We start from the raw sequence: 19579 nt of genomic DNA, 5'->3' as shown, positions 1-19579 counted from the left end.
GCCATGATCAAGACCATCGACCTCCGCGGCCAGACCCCTTCCCGAGCCGAACTCGTCAGCCTCGTGCCCCGCGCCGACACCGACGTGACGGTGGCCTCCGAGGCTGCCCTCGCGCTGGTCGAAGCGGTCCGCGAAGACGGCGTGGTCGCCCTCCGCGACCAGGCCTCGCGCTTCGACGGGGTGGAGCCCGAGCACATCCGCGTGCCCCAGGCCCAGATCGACGCCGCCGTAGCCGGGCTCGACCCGGCCGTGCGCGATGCGCTCGAGGAGGCCATCGCGCGGGTGCGTCTCGCGACGGCGGCCCAGATCCCGGATGCACGCATCACCACCCTCGACGACGGTGCCGTCGTCGAGCAGCGCTGGCACCCGGTCGAGCGGGTCGGGCTCTACGTGCCCGGCGGCAAGGCGGTCTACCCGTCGAGCGTCGTGATGAACGTCGTCCCGGCGCAGCTGGCGGGAGTCGGATCGATCGCGATCGCCTCGCCGCCCCAGAAGGAGTTCGGCGGCTCGATCCACCCGACGATCCTGGGTGCTGCCGGCCTTCTCAGCGTCGACGAGGTCTACGCGATCGGGGGAGCGGGAGCCGTCGGCGCCCTCGCCTACGGGGTCGAGGAGATCGGGCTCGACCCGGTCGAGGTCATCACCGGCCCGGGCAACGTCTTCGTCGCCGCGGCCAAGCGGATCGTGCGCGGCGTGGTCGGCATCGACTCCGAGGCCGGGCCCACCGAGATTCTGATCATCGCCGACCGCACCGCCGACCCCGAGTTCGTCGCCGCAGACCTGGTCAGCCAGGCCGAGCACGACGAGCTCGCCGCCGCCGTGCTCGTCACCGACTCGCCCGAGCTCGCGACCGCGGTCGTCGATGCGCTGTCCCGGGTCGCCGCGACCACCACCCACGCCGCTCGCGTGGCCGTCGCGCTCGACGGGCCGCAGTCGGCCATCGTGCTCGTCGACTCGATCGAGCAGGCCGCCGCCGTGAGCAACGTCTACGGCCCGGAGCACCTCGAACTGCAGACGGCCGATCCGGATGCGACGCTCGCCCTCATCCACAACGCCGGCGCGGTCTTCCTCGGCGCGTACTCGCCGGTGAGTCTCGGCGACTACCTCGCCGGGTCGAACCACGTGCTGCCGACGGGCGGGCAGTCGCGCTTCTCGTCCGGGCTCGGGGCGTACACCTTCCTCCGGCCGCAGCAGATCGTGCGCTACGACCGGGCGGCGCTCGAGTCGGTGGCTGCGCGGATCGTGGCGCTCTCGGCGGCCGAGAACCTCCCGGCGCACGGCGACGCGGTCACCGCCCGCTTCACCCCCTGACCCGCGCCTCCCCGTCCCGCCTGACTGTCCGCGATCCGTCACTTGTTGTCGCTAAAACCTCCGGATAGCGACAACAACTGACGGATCGCGGACAGTCGGGGCGGGTCGCGGACAGTGGGGGCGGGCCTCGGGCCTCGGGGTGCGGGAGAGCCGATACGATTGAGGGGCCATGTTCTGCCCTTACTGCCGCTACCCCGACTCCCGCGTCGTCGACTCCCGCACGACCGATGACGGCCTGGCCATCCGCCGCCGTCGCCAGTGCCCCGACTGCGGTCGCCGCTTCAGCACGACCGAGACCGCGAGCCTCAACGTGATCAAGCGCTCCGGCGTGGTCGAGCCGTTCAGCCGCGAGAAGATCGTCAGCGGTGTGCGGAAGGCCTGCCAGGGCCGGCCCGTCACCGACAGCGACCTCGCCGTGCTCGCCCAGCGCGTCGAAGAGACGGTGCGCCTCTCCGGCGCCGCCCAGATCGAGGCCAACGACATCGGCCTGGCCATCCTGCAGCCGCTCCGTGAGCTCGACGAGGTCGCCTACCTCCGGTTCGCCAGCGTCTACCAGGGCTTCGACTCGCTCGACGACTTCGAGGCCGCGATCACGCTGCTGCGGGTCGAGCACGAGGCCGCCGAGACCGGCTCCCGCGACGCCGCCGCCCGCGACGCCGCCGCCCGCGACGCGGCCGAGTAGCCGACAGCCGCCGTGTACGAGCTCCTCTTCCGCCATGTCCTGTCGCGGATGGACCCCGAGCGCGCCCACCATCTCGCGTTCGGCGTGATCAGCGCCATCCCGAAGCTCGGCCTCGAGAAGCTGCTCGCGCGCTTCACGGCGGCCTCGGGCGCCGACCTCTCGGTGCACACGCTCGGGCTCCGCTTCCCGACCCCGTTCGGGCTGGCCGCCGGGTTCGACAAAGACGCGAAGGGCATCCGCGGATTCGGCGCCCTCGGCTTCGGGCACGTCGAGGTCGGCACCATCACGGCCCGCGCGCAGCCGGGCAACCCGCGTCCGCGCCTGTTCCGGCTCATCCCGGATCGCGCCGTCGTCAACCGCATGGGCTTCAACAACTCCGGGGCGGCCGCCGCCTCGCTCCGCCTGGCCCGCGTGCGCTCGACCGCGCATCCCCGGCCCGTCATCGGCGTCAACATCGGCAAGAGCCGGGTCGTGGATGTCGAGGATGCGGTCGGCGACTACCTGCAGAGCACCCGTGCCCTCGCCCCCATGGCCGATTACCTCGTGGTCAACGTCAGCTCACCGAACACGCCCGGGCTCCGCGGGCTGCAGGAGCTCGACCGGCTCGCGCCGCTCCTGACCGCCGTGAAGGCGGAGGCCGGCCGCACCCCGCTGCTGGTCAAGATCGCGCCCGACCTCACGGATGAGGAGGTCGGCCGGATCGCCGAGCTGGTCGTCGACCTGGGCCTGGACGGCATCATCGCGACGAACACCACGATCTCGCGCGAGGGCCTGCGCACAGACCCGGTCGTGGTCGAGGCGGCGGGGGCCGGAGGGCTCTCGGGCGCTCCGCTCGCGGCCCGGTCGCTCGAGGTGCTGAAGCTCATCCGCGCCGTCGTGCCGCCCGAGCTCTGCGTGATCTCGGTGGGCGGGGTCGACACCGCCTACGACGTCGACCAGCGGCTCGCCGCGGGGGCGACGCTCGTGCAGGGCTACACGGCGTTCCTCTACCGGGGGCCGTTCTGGGCGCGCAGCATCAACGTCGGTCTCGCGCGGCTCCGCCGGACGAGGCAGCCCGAGGCCTGAACCTCAGGCGACCGAGCTCGGCTCGGGTACTGACCGTGCTCGTCCGTGCGGACTGACCGAAAGCTCAGCTCGGGTACTGACCGCGCTTGACCTGCGGCTTCGGCAGGCGCAGCCGGCGGAACTGCAGGGCGCGCATCGTCGCGTACCAGCGAACCCGCTCGAGCTTGTCGGCGCCGAACTTCTCGCGCATCTTCTTGGTGAGGCGGAACCCCATCCACAGGCTGTCGGCGACGACGATCACGACGAAGGCGTACAGGCCGAGCATCACCGAGGCCTGCACCTCGGGTGCGGGCACCAGCGTCAGCAGGATGACGATGAACATCGCCGGGATGAGGAACTCGCCGACGTTGAAGCGGGCGTCGACGTAGTCGCGCACGTACCGCTTCTGCACACCCTTGTCGCGAGCGGGCAGGTACTTCTCGTCGCCGTTGGCCATGCCGACGCGCGCCTTGTCGCGGAGCTCCTGGTTGCGGCGGCGCGCATCCTTCGTCGCTTCCTTGCGATCGCTTGGCACCAGCGGGCGCAGGTTCGCCGCCTCGCGCTCCTTGCGGGTGGGGGTCGCGCGACCCTTGCCCACGGTCTGCTCGACGGGTGCCTGGATCGGCTCTTCGATGCTGCTGGATTTCTTCGCCACGGTGTCCTCGTTCGTCGGTCTCTTAAGATTACCTGCATGACCGACAGCTCAGACTCCTCGTTCGCCCAGAGAACAACGCAGAATTCCGCCGACACCGAGGGCGCCACCGACGCTGCGGAGACTTCGGGCACCGATTCCTCCGCCCTCACCGACCAGGAGCGCGCGCTGGTCTCCGCGGTCGAGGCCGCGTTGCCGTCGAGCATCGCCGAGCTCAGCGACCTCGTGCGCATCCCGTCGGTCTCCTGGGCCGCGTTCGACCCGGCGAACGTCGCCGCCAGCGCCGAGGCCGTCGCGGGCCTCGCGAGGGCGACCGGGGTCTTCGAGTCGGTCGACATCCTGCGCGCTGCGACGCCGTCCGGCGAGCTCGGACAGCCCGCCGTGCTCGCCACCCGCGCCGCTCGCAACGGGCGGCCAACCGTGCTGCTCTACGCGCACCACGACGTGCAGCCCCCCGGAGACGACGCGGCCTGGGAGTCGCTGCCCTTCGAGCCGACCGTGCGCGGCGACCGCCTCTACGGGCGCGGCGCAGCCGACGACAAGGCCGGGGTCGAGTCGCACCTCGCGGCCATCCGGGCGCTCACCGCCACCGCCGGCGACGACTTCGACCTGGGCCTCGTGCTCTTCATCGAGGGCGAGGAGGAGTTCGGCTCCCGCTCGTTCGCCAACTTCCTCGAGGCCAACCGCGACCGCCTGGCCGCCGACGTGATCGTCGTGGCCGACTCCGACAACTGGGACACCGAGACCCCGTCGCTCACGATCAGCCTCCGCGGCAACGTGACCTTCAAGCTCACGGTGTCGACCCTCGCGCACGCCTCGCACTCGGGCATGTTCGGGGGAGCGGTGCCGGATGCGATGCTCGCCGCCTTCCGCCTGCTCGCCAGCTTCCACGACGAGAACGGCTCGGTCGCGGTCGTCGGCCTCACGGGCCGCGAGATCGAGGCGCCCGAATACACGGAGGAGACCCTCCGCGCCGAGGCGGGCCTGCTCGACGGCGTCAAGCCGATCGGCGAAGGCTCCATCCTGTCGCGGCTGTGGTCGAAGCCGACCGTGACGGTCACAGGCATCGACGCGCCGAGTGTGGCCAACGCCTCGAACACCCTCATCCCGAGCGTGGCGGTGCGGGTGAGCGCCCGGATCGCGCCGGGACAGGACTCGCAGCAGGCCTTCGAAGCGCTCGAGGCCCACGTGCGCGCCCACACCCCGTTCGGCGCCCACGTCGAGATCACCGAGGTCGACACCGGCAGCCCCTTCCTCGTCGACACCAGCGGCTGGGCCGTGACGGCGGCGAAGGATGCGATGCGCGACGCGTGGGGGGCCGAGCCGGTCGAGGCCGGCATCGGCGGGTCCATCCCGTTCATCGCCGATCTGGTGCGGGTCTTCCCCGAGGCGCAGATCCTGGTGACGGGTGTCGAGGATCCCCACACCCGCGCCCACAGCCCCAACGAGTCCCTGCACCTCGGCGTCTTCAAGCGCGCCATCACCGCCGAGGCCCTCCTCCTCCTCCGCCTGAATTCCCGCACCGGGAATTCTTGAGCGTCCTCCCCGGTTTCCGGAGTTAGACTGCCGTCATCCTTACGATTTCTCGATCCTGTTTCGAGCGAATGGAGTGAACATGACCGACACCATCCTGACCGCGGGCGTCGACACCGCGACCGTCGATGCACCCGCGCACAAGGTCGGCATCACGCCGGCCGCAGGCGACAAGGTGCGCAGCCTGCTCGAGCAGGAAGGCCGTGACGACCTGCGTCTGCGCGTCGCCGTCCAGCCCGGTGGCTGCTCGGGCCTGATCTACCAGCTCTACTTCGACGAGCGGATGCTCGACGGAGACGGCGTGGTCGATTTCGACGGCGTCGAGGTCGTCGTCGACAAGATGAGCGTCCCCTACCTCGAGGGAGCCACCATCGACTTCGAGGACACGATCCAGAAGCAGGGGTTCACGATCGACAACCCGAACGCATCGGGCAGCTGCGCCTGTGGAGACTCCTTCCACTGATACCACTTCGTGATCCGTCACGACTCAGGGGCCGTTCCTTCGGGGCGGCCCCTTTCGTCTGCCCGCGCCACGCCGACGCTCCGAGGAATTCCGTGCCCGACACGCCGTGATCCGGCCCCGGACACACCGCTATCGGACCCTCCTGTGGCAGCGCCGGGGAAATCGACACAGTAGGCTAGGAGGAGGTCAAATACACTGAGGTGTAGCTTCCCGAAAGGTCACTGGTGCGCTCTAACCGACGTCTCCGATGGGCCGCGATCCCTATCGCGGCCGCAATGTCCGTCGTCCTCGCCGGATGTACGCAGGCACAGCTCCAGGGCTGGCTCCCGACGGAGCCCGGCACCACGAACAACGTCGACCGGGTCATCGGCCTCTGGGTCACGTCGTGGATCGTGCTGCTGATCGTCGGCATCATCACCTGGGGCCTCACGATCTGGGCGATCGTCGTCTACCGCCGCCGGAAGGGCCAGACCGGCCTCCCCGCGCAGCTGCGGTACAACATGCCGATCGAGATCTTCTACACGATCGTGCCGCTGATCCTGGTGCTCGGTTTCTTCGCCTTCACCGCGAAGGACCAGCAGGCCATCGAGACCCCTTATGCCGACCCCGACGTCAAGATCCAGGTCTACGGCAAGCAGTGGGCGTGGGACTTCAACTACGTCGACGAAGACGTCTACTACGCCGGTGTCCAGGGTCAGGACGACCCGGACGACGCGAACGGCAACCTCGTCGAGTCCGAGCTGCCGGTGCTCTACCTGCCCGTCGGCAAGACCGTCGAGATCGAGCTCAAGTCGCGCGACGTCATCCACTCGTTCTGGGTCATCGACTTCCTCTACAAGAAGGACATGCTGCCTGGCAAGACGAACTACATGTACGTCACGCCCGAGCGTGAGGGCACCTACAGCGGCAAGTGCGCCGAGCTGTGCGGTGAGTACCACTCGATGATGCTCTTCAACGTGAAGGTCGTCTCGCAGCAGGAGTACGACGACTACATCCAGTCGCTGAAGGATTCGGGCAACGAAGGCCAGCTCGGCGACGAGTACAACCGCAACCAGAACCTTCCGGGCATCGGCACGCCCGCCGAAGAAGAGTAGGAACCCGACATGACCGCAACAGTGGATGTCACCTCGGCCGGGTCACCGGCACTTCCCGAGCCCACCCCGTCGAAGACGGTCGGGCGCAAGGGCAACATCCTGGTGCGGTGGATCACCTCCACCGACCACAAGACCATCGGGTACATGTACCTGATCGCGTCGTTCCTGTTCTTCTGCCTCGGCGGTGTGATGGCCCTGGTCATCCGCGCCCAGCTCTTCGCTCCCGGGCTCGAGCTGCTGCAGACGAAAGACCAGTACAACCAGCTGTTCACGATGCACGGCACGATCATGCTGCTGATGTTCGCGACGCCGCTGTTCGCCGGCTTCGCCAACGTGATCATGCCGCTCCAGATCGGTGCACCCGACGTGGCGTTCCCGCGTCTGAACGCCTTCGCGTTCTGGCTGTTCCTCTTCGGCTCGCTGATCGCGGTCTCCGGCTTCCTCACCCCGCAGGGTGCGGCGTCGTTCGGCTGGTTCGCCTACTCGCCCTTGTCGTCGACGACGTTCACACCCGGTGACGGCGGAAACCTCTGGGTCTTCGGCCTCGGGCTCTCGGGCTTCGGCACGATCCTCGGCGCGGTGAACTTCATCACCACGATCATCACGCTGCGTGCTCCGGGCATGACCATGTTCCGCATGCCGATCTTCACCTGGAACATCCTGGTCACGTCGATCCTCGTGCTGATGGCCTTCCCGGTGCTGGCCGCCGCCCTGTTCGCGCTCGGCGCCGACCGGGTGTTCGGAGCCCACGTCTACGACGCGGCCAACGGCGGTGTGCTCCTCTGGCAGCACCTGTTCTGGTTCTTCGGGCACCCGGAGGTCTACATCATCGCGCTGCCGTTCTTCGGCATCGTCTCCGAGGTCTTCCCGGTCTTCAGCCGCAAGCCGATCTTCGGGTACAAGACCCTGATCTACGCGACGATCTCGATCGCCGCCCTGTCGGTCACGGTCTGGGCGCACCACATGTACGTCACCGGCTCGGTGCTGCTGCCGTTCTTCGCGCTCATGACGATGCTGATCGCGGTGCCGACGGGTGTGAAGATCTTCAACTGGGTCGGCACGATGTGGCGGGGGTCCGTCACCTTCGAGACACCCATGATCTGGGCCATCGGCTTCTTGATCACCTTCACCTTCGGTGGTCTGACCGGTGTCATCCTCGCGTCGCCGCCGCTCGACTTCCACGTCTCTGACACGTACTTCGTCGTCGCCCACTTCCACTACGTGGTGTTCGGAACCGTGGTGTTCGCCATGTTCTCCGGCTTCTACTTCTGGTGGCCGAAGTGGACGGGCAAGATGCTCAACGAGCGCCTGGGCCACTGGCACTTCTGGCTGCTGTTCATCGGGTTCCACACGACGTTCCTCATCCAGCACTGGCTGGGTGTGATCGGGATGCCGCGTCGGTACGCGACCTACCAGCCCGAGCCCGGCTTCGAGTGGATGAACCAGCTCTCGACGATCGGTGCCTTCATCCTGGCCGCCTCGATGATCCCGTTCTTCCTGAACGTGTACATCACGGCCCGGACGGCGCCGAAGGTCACCGTGAACGACCCGTGGGGCTACGGCCGCTCGCTCGAATGGGCGACGTCCTGCCCGCCGCCGCGGCACAACTTCACGTCGATCCCGCGCATCCGTTCGGAGTCCCCGGCCTTCGACCTGAACCACCCCGAGGCCGGCATCCCCGTCGGTGTCGGACCGGCAAAGGATGCTCCGGATGCCCCCACGTACGACATCTCGCAGGACAAGGTGAAGTAACCGATGAGAGCGAATACCAACCTCTTCTGGATCCTGTTCGCGTTCATGCTCCTCGCGGACGTGGCGTACACGATCTGGTCGTTGCTGTACTTCAACGGCGAGATCGAGTGGGTCGGAACGATCGCGATCGGTCTGGCGGCCATCCTCTCCGCGTTCCTCGCGTTCTACCTGAGCCGCGTGCACAAGGCGCAGGGCGCCGAGCTGCCGGAGGACCGCCTGGATTCCAACATCGACGACGGCGACCCGGAGATGGGCTTCTACAGCCCGTGGAGCTGGTGGCCGATCATCCTCGCCGGTGGCGGCGCGCTCCTGATGCTCGGCCTGGCGGTCGGCATCTGGCTCAGCTTCATCGCGGCGGCCCTGACGCTCGTGGCGATCGTCGGCTGGACCTACGAGTACTACCGCGGCTACTTCGCCCGCTAGCCCCCCGCACCACCTCGAAGGCCCGCTCTCCCCGGAGAGCGGGCCTTCGTCGTTCTCCCGCCCGTGTCGCACTGCCGGCCAGCCGGGTCGTCTATCGGGGTGGCGACGACGGAGATACCCGTCTCGGGCGGACCCACCCTCCGTCGCAGCCGCCCAACCGCCGGATCCTCCGTCGGTCGCGCCCACCGAAAAGGCCCGGCACCAAGGTGCCGGGCCTTTCTGGTTGTCAGATGCTCAGGGACAGACGGGGAGATCGCCAAGCGTCGCGTCGAGGCTCGACGGCCCGCCGAGCAGCACGATCTTGGCCGGGTTCAGCCGGCGCACTTCGGCGGCGACCTCGGCCATCATGCACGACTTGCTGACGAGCAGGATCGGAGCCTTCTTCTGCCCGGCGAGCACGCCGCCCGCGAGGGCATCAGGGTACGTCGCGCCCGTGGCGAAGTAGACGGTGTCGCTCGGGGGAGTAGCGGGGAAGAACGCTCCGGCCACCTTCGCCGATCCGACGTACCGATTGACACCCTCGACCCGGGTCGCGGTGCCGGCAGTCGCGCGGAGATCCGAGACTGCGTCCGCGACGACCTTCGGAACCGAGGTCGACATGGCCAGCATCAGGGGAGCTCCCCGCTGCGCGGCGATCGCCGAGGCACTCAACGCGTCCGCGAAGTTCTCACCGCTGGCGATGTACACGATCGTCGCGGTACCGGGCTGAACGCGCTTGGCGGTCAGTACAGACGTCTCGTACCGATCCGCCCCGCCTATCCGCTCGGTGACGGAGGTGGTGCTGACGACCTTCCGACGGTACAGGCCTTCGATTCCCCTGCCGCCTATGGTCTCGGTCAGGGGCATCGTGAAGCCGTAGAACGCTAGTGCCGTAGGCGTTCCGATGTATTTTCCGCCCATGTTGGAGACGTACGTCTCGGGTGCCACCGGCACGCGGATCTTCTCACCCGCGGGTGCAGACAAATCCGTTTAGAATCTCGGCCAAGGCATGCGAGGCGCCGCCGAACGATAGCGGTCACGCGCAGGCGGGAGAGAGGCCGACGGCCGCCAGAGTGGCCATCGACAGGTGCGCTCTACTCAGGGACGCACGAAGGCCCGGCACACAGAGAGTGTGCCGGGCCTTCGTGGTGGGGCGGGGGAGCGGGATCAGACCAGGCCGGGGCCCTTTTCGATCTCGCCGTGGGTGCCGTCGTGGCCGTGCGCGTGGCTGGCCTCGAGCTCCTGGGTGCGGACGGGGGCGATGCGGTCCTCGAAGAACCATTTCGACATCCGCGACCGCAGGCGCTGGGCGCCCGTGATCTTGCCCTTGGAGTTCGGGCGCAGCATGAGCGGCTCGTACACCTCGTAGTCGACCAGCTTCCAGCGCTCGTAGTCGTCGACCTGCTCGTGCACCTCGATGTACTCGCCACCGGGCAGGCGCACGATGCGGCCGGACTCGAAGCCGTGCAGCACGATCTCGCGGTCCTTCTTCATCAGCGCGATGCAGACGCGCTTCGTGACGAAGTAGGCCAGGAACGGGCCGAGCACGGTCCAGGCCTGGATCACGTGGATCACGCCTTCGATCGACAGCTGGAAGTGCGTCGCCATCAGGTCGGAGGACGCCGCCGCCCAGAGGCCGGCGTAGAACGTGACGCCGGCGGCACCGATCGCGGTGCGGGTCGGGGCGTTGCGCGGACGGTCGAGGATGTGGTGCTCGCGCTTGTCGCCCGACACCCAGCTCTCGACGAACGGGTAGATCGCCACGAGAGCGAGGAGACCCACCAAGGCGATCACCGGGATGATGATGTTGAACGACCAGGTGTGCCCGAGCCAGACGAACTCCAATCCCGGTGGGATGAGCCGCAGGGCACCGTCGGCGAAGCCGATGTACCAGTCCGGCTGCGTACCCGCCGAGACGGGGGAGGGGTCGTAGGGACCGTAGTTCCAGATCGGGTTGATCGTGAAGAACGCCGCCATCAGCGCGATGACACCGAAGACCAGGAAGAAGAATCCGCCGGCCTTCGCCGCGTACACGGGGAGGATCGGGTAGCCGATGACGTTCTTCTCGGTGCGGCCGGGACCGGCGAACTGGGTGTGCTTGTGCACGACCACGAACACCAGGTGGAGCGCGAGGAACGCGACCAGGATCGCCGGCAGCAACAGGATGTGCAGCGTGTAGAACCTGCCCACGATGTCGGTGCCCGGGAACTCCCCGCCGAACAGGAGGAACGAGGTCCAGGTACCGATGAAGGGGAGACCCTTGATCAGGCCGTCGATGATCCGGAGGCCGTTGCCCGAGAGCAGGTCGTCCGGCAGCGAGTAGCCGGTGAAGCCCTCGGCCATGGCCAGCACGAACAGCAGGAAGCCGATCACCCAGTTGAGCTCACGCGGCTTCCGGAACGCACCCGTGAAGAACACGCGCAGCATGTGGAGGCCGATGGCCGCGATGAACAGCAGCGCCGCCCAGTGGTGGATCTGACGCACCAGGAGGCCGCCACGCACGTCGAACGAGATGTGCAGCGCCGACTCCATGGCTGCCGACATCTCGACGCCCTTGAGCGGCACGAACGAGCCGTCGTAGTGCGTCTCGACCATCGAGGCCTGGAAGAAGAACGTCAGGAACGTGCCCGACAGGATGATGACGACGAAGCTGTAGAGGGCCACCTCGCCGAGCATGAACGACCAGTGGTCGGGGAAGATCTTGCGGCCGAACTCCTTGACGACGCCCGAGATGCTCGTGCGCTCGTCGATGTAGTTGGCGGCCGCACCCGTGAAGCCGCCACCCTTGGCCGGCTTCGAGACCGGAGCCTCGTGGGCATCCGCTCGTTCGATCGTGCTGGTCATGGACGCTCCCAGAAACTAGGGCCGACGGGCTCGTTGAAGTCGCTCTTCGCGACGAGGTAGCCCTCGGAGTCGACCTCGATCGGCAACTGGGGCAGCGGGCGCTTGGCGGGGCCGAAGATGACCTCGCACTCGTTCACCACGTCGAAGGTCGACTGGTGGCAGGGGCACAGCAGGTGGTGCGTCTGCTGCTCGTACAGCGCCACCGGGCAGCCGACGTGCGTGCAGATCTTCGAGTACGCGACGATTCCGTCGTACGACCAGCCCTCACGGCCGGGGCTGATGTTCAGGTCGTCCGGGTTCAGGCGCATGAGCAGCACGGCCGCCTTGGCCTTCTGCTCCAGGCGGTCCTCCCGCTCGTTGAGGCCCTCGGGGATGATGTGGAAGACCGAGCCGATCGTGATGTCGGCGGCCTTCACCGGGATGCCGGTGGGGTCGAGGGTCAGGCGCGACCCCTTCTGCCACATCGTGTGGCTGAGGAGCTCGACCGGGTCTTCGTTCTGCGGTCCGAGACCACGGAAGAGCACGAGGCCGGGCAGCGGGAAGGCGACGAGCGCGCCGATCAGGCTGTTACGGATCAGGGTGCGACGGCCGAAACCGGACTCCTTGTCGGCCTGCTCGAAGATCTCGACGGCACGCTCGCGGGTCGCGTCGGTGCCGCGGACCGGGTGGCGCTCGTCGATGCCCTCCTTGTCGTACATCAGGGCCTTGCCCCAGTGCACGGCGGCGAGGCCGATGCCGAACAGCGCCAGTGCGATGCCGATGCCGATGAAGAGCGTGTTCAGGCGCAGAGCGGTCGGGTCGCCGTCTTCGATCGGGAAGGCCATGTAGGCCGCGACGGCGAAGACGCTGCCGGCGATCGAGAGGTAGAAGAGCGTGTAGACCGATCGCTGGGCCGTCTTGTTGGCCTTCGGATCGACGTCGGTGACGCGCTTGCGGTGGGGCGGCTCACCCGGGTTCACGACGTCGGAGGCGATGACCGTGGTGCCGGCCGTGGTGCCTCTGGTCGTCTCGACGGCCGACGAATCGGAAGCGGCTGTATCGTGGCCGCTCACCTCGTCATGTGCCATTGGTTTTCCCTTTCGAGCTTGCTGTGATGTGCTGTGACGTTTTCACCCGGACGGGCGCGGACTAGTTCGACTTGGCCGTGAGCCAGACCATCAGGGCGATGATGGCTCCCAGACCGAAGATCCAGACGAACAGTCCTTCTGCCACCGGACCGAGGTTTCCGAGTTCGAACCCGCCCGGGGAGGGGTTGTTCTCGAGGTACTTCAGGTAGGTGATGATGTCGCGCTTGTCTTCGGGCGTGAGGTTGTCGTCGTTGAAGACCGGCATGTTCTGCGGGCCGGTGAGCATGGCCTCGTAGATGTGGGTCGACAGCACGCCGGTGAGCTCCGGGGCGAACTTGCCCTCGGTCAGCGCACCGCCGGCGCCGGCCACGTTGTGGCACATCGCGCAGTTGATGCGGAACAGCTCGCCACCGTTGGCCGCGTCTCCGTCGGCCTGCAGGTACTTCGCATCCGGGATCGCGGGGCCGGGGGAGATCGAGGCGACGTACGCGGCCATGGCCGCGGTCTGCTCGTCGTTGAACTGCACGGGCTTCTGCATGGCCTGCGGGCCCTGCATCGCCATCGGCATGCGGCCGGTGCCGACCTGGAAGTTGACCGCGGCCGCTCCGACGCCGATCAGGCTCGGGCCGTCGTCGGTGCCTTGGAGGTTCATGCCGTGGCAGGTGGCGCAGTTCGCGGCGAAGAGCTTCTCGCCCTCGTCGATCGTCTCCTGGCTCGATGCGCTGGTGTCGGCGGATGCGGTGGTCGTGCTGCTGAAGGCTGCGTATCCGCCTCCCGTGACGACCAGGCCGATAGCAATCAGCACGACAGTTGCCAGGGGGTGGCGTCTGTTGGCTTTCCTGCTCTTGCGGGCCATTCTCTCTACTCTCTTTTCGGGGCGGCTTCGGTCAGGATCGACTGTGTCTGAGCCTGCTACTTCAGCACGTAGATGACGAGGAACAGGCCGATCCAGACCACGTCGACGAAGTGCCAGTAGTACGAGACGACGATGATCGACGTCGCCTCCTTGTGACCGAAGTTCTTGACTGCGAAGACGCGTCCCAGCATCAGGAGCATCGCGATGAGACCGCCGGTCACGTGCAGTGCGTGGAAGCCGGTGGTGAGGTAGAAGGCCGAGCCGTAGGCGTTGCCGTCGATCGTGATGCCCTCGGAGACGAGGGTCGCGTACTCGAGCACCTGGCCCGAGACGAAGATGGCGCCGAAGGCGTAGGTGAGGAAGAGCCACTCCGTGATGCCCCACTTGAAAGGGCTCCAGCCCGTGCGCTTGGTCTGCCCGCGCTCGGCGGCGAACACCGCGAACTGGCACCAGAACGACGAGATGACCAGGATGATCGTGTTCACGAGCGCGAACGGCACGTTCAGCGTGTTGGCCTGCTCGGCCCATGCGGCGGGGTTCGTCGACCGCAGGGTGAAGTAGATCGCGAACAGGCCGGCGAAGAACATGACCTCGCTGCCGAGCCACACGATGGTCCCGACCGCCACGATGTTCGGGCGCTGGACCATGGGGGCACTCTGAGAATGGGTCAATGAGCTGCTCGTCACTGTTCCATTATGTCCGAATTCCGGGCGCGGTTTTGCAATTGGGCAGCCTGGAGCGGATGCATCGGCGTGTCCCGGCCCGGCGGTGGCCCATAGGATCGCTGGTATGGCAGAAACGCAGTCCTGGCCCGGAATGATCGCTCATCTTCTGACGGGATCGGATCTGTCGATCTCGGACGCGACGTGGTCCATGAACAAGGTCATGCTAGGAGAGGTGACTGAGGCTCAGCTGGCAGGTTTCCTGGTCGCGCTGAGAGGCAAGGGCGAGAGCGTGGGGGAGATCGTGGGCTTCCGCGACGCCATCCTGGAGCACGCCCTCCCGCTGCCGGTCGACCCGTTCGTCCTCGACATCGTCGGCACCGGCGGCGACCGCCACGGCACGGTGAACGTGTCGACGATGGCGTCGATCGTGGCGGCTGCGGCTGGGGTGCCGGTGCTCAAACACGGCAACAAGGCGGCGAGCTCGCTGTCCGGGTCGTCGGACGTGCTCCGCGAGCTCGGGATCGACCTGGAGCTGTCGCCCGAGCGGGTCGCGGAGGTGCTGCTCGAGACCGGGATCTCGTTCGCGTTCGCCGCGAAGTTCCATCCCGGGTTCAAGAACGCGGCGGCGGTGCGGGCCGAGCTCGGGGTGCCCACGGTGTTCAACTTCCTCGGACCGCTCTGCAATCCCGCCCGAGCCGAGGCCTCGGCGGTCGGGGTCGCGCACCTCGACCGGGTTCCGCTGATCGTGGGTGTCTTCCAGACGCGCGGGGCGACGGCGCTGGTGTTCCGCGGCGACGACGGGCTCGACGAGCTCACGACGACCGGGCACAGCCACATCTGGGAGGTGTCACGCGGTTCGGTCAAGGAGCACGACCTGAACCCGCGCGACCTCGGCATCCCGCTCTCGACGCTGGACGACCTGAAGGGCGGCGACGCGGCGTTCAACGCGGATGTGGTGCACCGCGTGATGGCCGGGGAGAAGGGCCCGATCCGTGACATGGTGCTGCTCAACGCCGCCGCGGGACTCGTGGCCTTCGAACTCGCCTCCGACCCCTCCGAGGTCGACCGCGGCATCATCCCCCGCCTCACGGAGAAGATGTCCATAGCGGCCGACGCCATCGACACAGGGGCGGCGGCGCGGAAGCTGAGCGATTGGGTAGCCGCAAGTCGCTCGTGACTGGTGCTGTGTTTGTTGCTGCGCCGCTCCCCGCGCGGCGCAGGCGACATGTTCGCGTGCCGTCGTGAGGCGCGGCCTGCGGTCGCACCTCCCGGCGACGCGCTCACCCTGGGTCGTCGAAAAAGGCCCGCGGCTTCGTATCCCACCCAGAACCTGTGGGACGGAAACGAAAGCTGCGGGCCTTTCTCGATGACCCAGGGTGAGGTCTTGGCCGCGCTAGCGACCGAGGCCGAACATGTGGCGCTGCGCCGGGCAGGGACCGGCGCAGCCCGGGATACGCGCGCGAAGCACGCGCATCCCGGCAGCTAGCACAGCAGGACGTTATCCAGCCCACACCTGCCGGCACAGAACCTACTGCGTATCCGCGTCGACCCAGTCGAGGGTCTTCGTGACCGCCTTCTTCCAGTTGCGGTAGAGGCGCTGGCGCTCGGCGTCGTCCATCTCGGGCTCCCAGCGGGAGTCTTCCTGCCAGTTGGCGCGGAGCTCGTCGAGGTTCGCCCAGTAGCCGACCGCGAGGCCGGCCGCGTACGCGGCACCCAGGGCGGTCGTCTCGGCGACGACGGGGCGGATGACGGGGACGCCGAGGATGTCGGCCTGGAACTGCATGAGCAGGTTGTTGGCGATCATGCCGCCGTCGACCTTGAGCTCGGTGAGGTCGACGCCCGAGTCGGCGTTGACCGCATCCAGCACCTCCTTCGTCTGGAAGGCCGTGGCCTCCAGCGCCGCCCGGGCGATGTGGCCCTTGTTCACGTAACGGGTGAGGCCGACCAGGGCGCCACGTGCATCCGATCGCCAGTAGGGCGCGAACAGGCCCGAGAACGCGGGCACGAAGTACGCGCCGCCGTTGTCGTCGACGGTCTTCGCGAGCGTCTCGACCTCGGGTGCCGAGGAGATGATGCCGAGGTTGTCGCGCAGCCACTGGATGAGCGAACCGGTCACCGCGATCGAACCCTCGAGCGCGTAGTGCGGCACGTCGTCGCCGAGCTTGTAGCCGAGCGTGGTGAGGAGCCCGTTCTTCGAGTGCACGATCTCGGTGCCGGTGTTGAAGATCAGGAAGTTTCCGGTGCCGTAGGTGTTCTTCGACTCACCGGCGTCGAACGCCGCCTGGCCGAACGTCGCCGCCTGCTGGTCGCCCAGGATGCCGGCCACGGGCACCTCGCGGAGGAGCGAGGAGGTGTGGACGGTTCCGTAGACCTCGGAGGACGAGCGGATCTCAGGCATCATCGACTTCGGCACGCCGAACTCGGCGAGGATGTCGTCGCGCCACTGGAGCGTCTCGAGATCCATGAACAGGGTGCGCGAGGCGTTGGTGACGTCCGTCATGTGCACGCCGCCGTCGACGCCGCCGGTGAGGTTCCACAGGACCCAGGAGTCGGTGGTGCCGAACAGCAGGTCTCCGGCTTCGGCCTTCTCGCGGGCGCCTTCGACGTTCTCGAGGATCCAGACGATCTTCGTGCCCGAGAAGTAGGTCGCGAGCGGCAGGCCGACGATGCTCTTGAAGCGCTCCGGGCCCTCGTCGCCGCCCAGGCGGTCGACGATCTCCTGCGTGCGGGTGTCCTGCCAGACGATGGCGTTGTAGACCGGCTCGCCCGTCGTCTTGTCCCAGACCACGGCGGTCTCGCGCTGGTTGGTGATGCCGACGGCCTTCACGTTGTGGCGCGTGATGTTGGCCTTGGACAGCGCCTGGCCGATGACCTCGCGCGTGTTGTCCCAGATCTGCTTGGGGTCGTGCTCGACCCAGCCCGCCTTCGGGAAGATCTGGTCGTGCTCGAGCTGACCGGTGGAGACGATCGACCCGGAATGGTCGAAGACGATGGCCCGGGTACTCGTGGTGCCCTGGTCGATGGCGATGATGTAGTCCGTCATGGGAACTCCTTCGTTGTGGACGGCGTCGTTGTGGACGGCCGGTGCGGCCGGCGTCAGAAGAAGCGGGCCGGTCCACGTCATCGTGGCCCGGCCCGCTGGGTGCTACGTGAGGATCGGCAGGAGGGGGATGGCCAGGAACCCGGCCAGGATGCCGCCGATGATGGGCCCGACGACCGGGACCCAGGAGTACGACCAGTCGGACGTGCCCTTGCCCTTGATCGGCAGGATCGCGTGCGCGATGCGCGGGCCGAGGTCACGAGCGGGGTTGATCGCGTAGCCGGTCGGACCACCGAGCGAGGCGCCGATGCCGATCACGAGGAGAGCAACGGGCAGTGCGCCGAGGGCCGCGAGGCCACCGTCGCCCTGACGACCGCCGCCGAAGCCGATGACCACGAACACCAGCACGAAGGTGCCGATGATCTCGGTGACCAGGTTCCAGCCGTAGGAGCGGATCGCGGGACCGGTCGAGAACACGCCCAGCTTGTTCGCCGGCTCCGGCTCCTCGTCGAAGTGCTGCTTGTACGCCAGCCAGACGAACACCGCACCGATGATCGCGCCGATCAGCTGAGCGCCGATGTACGCGATCACGGTCAGGAAGTTCACGTCGACCGCGGTGGCCGCCGAACCGAAGCTCGGGGCTCCGTTCGCGACCAGGCCCAGCGTGACGGCCGGGTTGAGGTGGGCGCCCGAGGCGTACGACACGATCACACCGGCGAAGACCGCGAGGCCCCAGCCGATGTTGACCATCAGGAACCCGCCGTTGAATCCCTTCGTGCGGACGAGCGCGACGTTCGCGACCACCCCGCATCCGAGGAGCACGAGCAGAGCAGTCCCCACCAGCTCCGAGACGAAATCGATACCAAGATTGTCCACGATGACCTTCCTTCGCACTGTTCGGCCGCCCAGCGCGGCCCCCGTGGTGAACGGGCATGCCCCACAGTATCCCCAGGAAGTTGCCAGGGATACGTCGATCACCGCCGAGTCGCCGCCCGCTCGCCGCGCAGTCGTCGCTAGGTCGCCGCCGGGCGCGCCCTTTCGGAAGCGCTGCCCGCCAGCGTAGATTTGCCCTGGATGGCCGGGTTCCGGCTCCCGTCGCGGGCGACGAACGCTCGATCGAAGGGATTTTTCAATGAAGAAGCTCATCAACGACCCGAAGAACGTGGTCGACCAGTCCGTCGTCGGTTTCGAGGCGGCGCACGGCGACATCGTCCGGGTCTCGCACGATCCGATCTTCATCGTGCGGAAGGATGCGCCCGTCTCAGGCAAGGTCGGCATCGTCAGCGGCGGTGGCAGCGGCCATGAGCCCCTGCACGGCGGCTTCGTCGGGTTCGGGATGCTGGACGCCGCGGTGCCCGGCCCGGTCTTCACCTCGCCCACCCCCGACCCGATCCTGGCGGCCACGAAGGCGGTCGACGGCGGAGCCGGCGTGCTCCACATCGTCAAGAACTACACCGGTGACGTGCTCAACTTCGAAACGGCCGCCGACCTCGCCTCGGCGGAGGACATCGAGGTGCGCACGGTGATCGTCGACGACGACGTCGCGGTCAAGGACTCGCTGTACACGGCCGGTCGCCGTGGCGTCGCGGGCACCGTGCTGGTCGAGAAGATCGCGGGAGCCGCGGCCGAGCGGGGCGACGACCTCGAGGCGGTCGCCGCGGTCGCGACCAAGGTCAACAGCCGGGTGCGCACGATGGGCGTCGCGCTGACTCCCTGCGTCGTCCCGCACGCGGGAGAGCCGAGCTTCACCCTCGCCGACGACGAGATCGAGATCGGCATCGGCATCCACGGCGAGCCCGGCCGCGAGCGGATCAAGCTCGAGCCGGCCGACGCGATCGTCGACCGCCTGCTCGGCCCCATCCTCGAGGACCTGCCGTTCACCTCGGGCGACAAGGTGCTGCTGCTCGTGAACGGGATGGGCGGGACGCCGCAGGTCGAGCTGTACATCGTGTTCAGGCACGCGGCGCAGGTGCTGGCCGATCGCGGCATCGAGGTCACCCGCTCGCTCGTGGGCAACTTCGTGACCTCGCTCGAGATGCAGGGCGCATCGATCAGCGTGCTGCAGCTCGACGACGAGCTGACCGAGCTGTGGGATGCTCCGGTGCAGACCGCAGCGCTGCGCTGGGGCCGGTAGGCGGCCGCCGGTAGCTGAAAGCTGGTAGCCGGTGGCGGCG

At 67.8% G+C, this 19579-nt stretch carries 18 protein-coding genes; 10 read left to right on the top strand and 8 right to left on the bottom strand.

Translation table 11 applies throughout. The annotated features are described in order from the left end of the window. Positions 1-3 precede the first annotated feature (3 nt). From hisD to HSO01S_RS02260, 3 genes are all read left to right on the top strand, one after another. A complete protein-coding gene (gene hisD, locus HSO01S_RS02270; protein WP_066038932.1) occupies positions 4-1311 on the top strand; it encodes a histidinol dehydrogenase in 1308 nt (435 codons plus the stop codon). A gap of 169 nt (positions 1312-1480) precedes the next feature. Next, positions 1481-1993 carry a transcriptional regulator NrdR gene (gene nrdR, locus HSO01S_RS02265; protein WP_066038931.1) on the top strand — a complete coding sequence of 171 codons (513 nt, stop codon included), beginning with the start codon at positions 1481-1483 and terminating at the stop codon, positions 1991-1993. A 12-nt stretch (positions 1994-2005) separates the two neighbouring features. After that, positions 2006-3058 carry a quinone-dependent dihydroorotate dehydrogenase gene (locus tag HSO01S_RS02260; RefSeq protein ID WP_066038930.1) on the top strand — a complete coding sequence of 351 codons (1053 nt, stop codon included), beginning with the start codon at positions 2006-2008 and terminating at the stop codon, positions 3056-3058. A gap of 64 nt (positions 3059-3122) precedes the next feature. On the opposite strand, the gene HSO01S_RS02255 is transcribed toward HSO01S_RS02260, so the two are convergent. Beyond that, positions 3123-3692, bottom strand: a complete 570-nt coding sequence (locus HSO01S_RS02255) for a DUF3043 domain-containing protein (protein WP_066038929.1) — start codon at positions 3690-3692, stop codon at positions 3123-3125. A gap of 36 nt (positions 3693-3728) precedes the next feature. Between HSO01S_RS02255 and HSO01S_RS02250 the strand changes: the two genes are divergently transcribed. The 5 genes from HSO01S_RS02250 (at position 3729) to ctaF (ending at position 8954) form a co-directional block, all read left to right on the top strand. After that, the gene (locus tag HSO01S_RS02250) at positions 3729-5225 is read left to right on the top strand and encodes a dipeptidase (RefSeq protein ID WP_084361216.1); all 1497 of its coding nucleotides are present in this window, start codon (positions 3729-3731) and stop codon (positions 5223-5225) included. 79 nt (positions 5226-5304) lie between these two features. After that, positions 5305-5685 (top strand): HesB/IscA family protein, encoded by a 381-nt coding sequence (locus HSO01S_RS02245; protein ID WP_066038928.1) that lies wholly within the window; start codon positions 5305-5307, stop codon positions 5683-5685. A 224-nt stretch (positions 5686-5909) separates the two neighbouring features. Beyond that, the gene (gene ctaC, locus HSO01S_RS02240) at positions 5910-6779 is read left to right on the top strand and encodes an aa3-type cytochrome oxidase subunit II (protein ID WP_066038927.1); all 870 of its coding nucleotides are present in this window, start codon (positions 5910-5912) and stop codon (positions 6777-6779) included. A 9-nt stretch (positions 6780-6788) separates the two neighbouring features. Beyond that, positions 6789-8531 (top strand): aa3-type cytochrome oxidase subunit I, encoded by a 1743-nt coding sequence (gene ctaD / locus HSO01S_RS02235; protein ID WP_066038926.1) that lies wholly within the window; start codon positions 6789-6791, stop codon positions 8529-8531. Between the two features lie 3 nt (positions 8532-8534). After that, complete coding sequence (gene ctaF, locus HSO01S_RS02230; RefSeq protein WP_066038925.1) at positions 8535-8954, top strand: aa3-type cytochrome oxidase subunit IV; 420 nt, start codon at positions 8535-8537, stop codon at positions 8952-8954. 234 nt (positions 8955-9188) lie between these two features. Here the strand turns inward: ctaF and HSO01S_RS02225 are convergent, their stop codons facing one another. From HSO01S_RS02225 to ctaE, 5 genes are all read right to left on the bottom strand, one after another. Beyond that, positions 9189-9887, bottom strand: a complete 699-nt coding sequence (locus HSO01S_RS02225; protein ID WP_066038924.1) for a cell wall-binding repeat-containing protein — start codon at positions 9885-9887, stop codon at positions 9189-9191. Positions 9888-10100: 213 nt separating this feature from the next. Beyond that, positions 10101-11777 (bottom strand): cytochrome bc1 complex cytochrome b subunit, encoded by a 1677-nt coding sequence (gene qcrB / locus HSO01S_RS02220; RefSeq protein WP_066038923.1) that lies wholly within the window; start codon positions 11775-11777, stop codon positions 10101-10103. Further along, positions 11774-12844: a cytochrome bc1 complex Rieske iron-sulfur subunit gene (gene qcrA / locus HSO01S_RS02215; protein WP_066038922.1), complete on the bottom strand. Its 1071-nt coding sequence runs from the start codon at positions 12842-12844 to the stop codon at positions 11774-11776. Before qcrA ends, qcrB begins: the two co-directional genes overlap by 4 nt. A 61-nt stretch (positions 12845-12905) precedes the next feature. Further along, the gene (gene qcrC / locus HSO01S_RS02210; RefSeq protein WP_066038921.1) at positions 12906-13700 is read right to left on the bottom strand and encodes a cytochrome bc1 complex diheme cytochrome c subunit; all 795 of its coding nucleotides are present in this window, start codon (positions 13698-13700) and stop codon (positions 12906-12908) included. Positions 13701-13756: 56 nt separating this feature from the next. After that, on the bottom strand, positions 13757-14347 hold the full coding sequence (gene ctaE, locus HSO01S_RS02205) for an aa3-type cytochrome oxidase subunit III (protein ID WP_066038920.1): 591 nt from the start codon (positions 14345-14347) through the stop codon (positions 13757-13759). A 142-nt stretch (positions 14348-14489) separates the two neighbouring features. Here ctaE and trpD point away from each other — a divergent pair, with 142 nt between their 5' ends. Next, positions 14490-15542 carry an anthranilate phosphoribosyltransferase gene (gene trpD / locus HSO01S_RS02200; RefSeq protein ID WP_066038919.1) on the top strand — a complete coding sequence of 351 codons (1053 nt, stop codon included), beginning with the start codon at positions 14490-14492 and terminating at the stop codon, positions 15540-15542. Between the two features lie 351 nt (positions 15543-15893). On the opposite strand, the gene glpK is transcribed toward trpD, so the two are convergent. After that, positions 15894-17408 carry a glycerol kinase GlpK gene (glpK, locus tag HSO01S_RS02195; protein ID WP_066038918.1) on the bottom strand — a complete coding sequence of 505 codons (1515 nt, stop codon included), beginning with the start codon at positions 17406-17408 and terminating at the stop codon, positions 15894-15896. 102 nt (positions 17409-17510) lie between these two features. Further along, positions 17511-18281 (bottom strand): MIP/aquaporin family protein, encoded by a 771-nt coding sequence (locus tag HSO01S_RS02190; protein WP_373280197.1) that lies wholly within the window; start codon positions 18279-18281, stop codon positions 17511-17513. 256 nt (positions 18282-18537) lie between these two features. Between HSO01S_RS02190 and dhaK the strand changes: the two genes are divergently transcribed. Beyond that, positions 18538-19539, top strand: coding sequence for a dihydroxyacetone kinase subunit DhaK (gene dhaK / locus HSO01S_RS02185; RefSeq protein WP_066038917.1), 1002 nt, complete (start codon positions 18538-18540; stop codon positions 19537-19539). Positions 19540-19579 lie beyond the last annotated feature (40 nt).

Source organism: Herbiconiux solani NBRC 106740 (assembly GCF_001571005.1).
GTDB classification, from domain to species: domain Bacteria; phylum Actinomycetota; class Actinomycetes; order Actinomycetales; family Microbacteriaceae; genus Herbiconiux; species Herbiconiux solani.
This window is presented reverse-complemented; position numbering and strand designations above follow the sequence as displayed.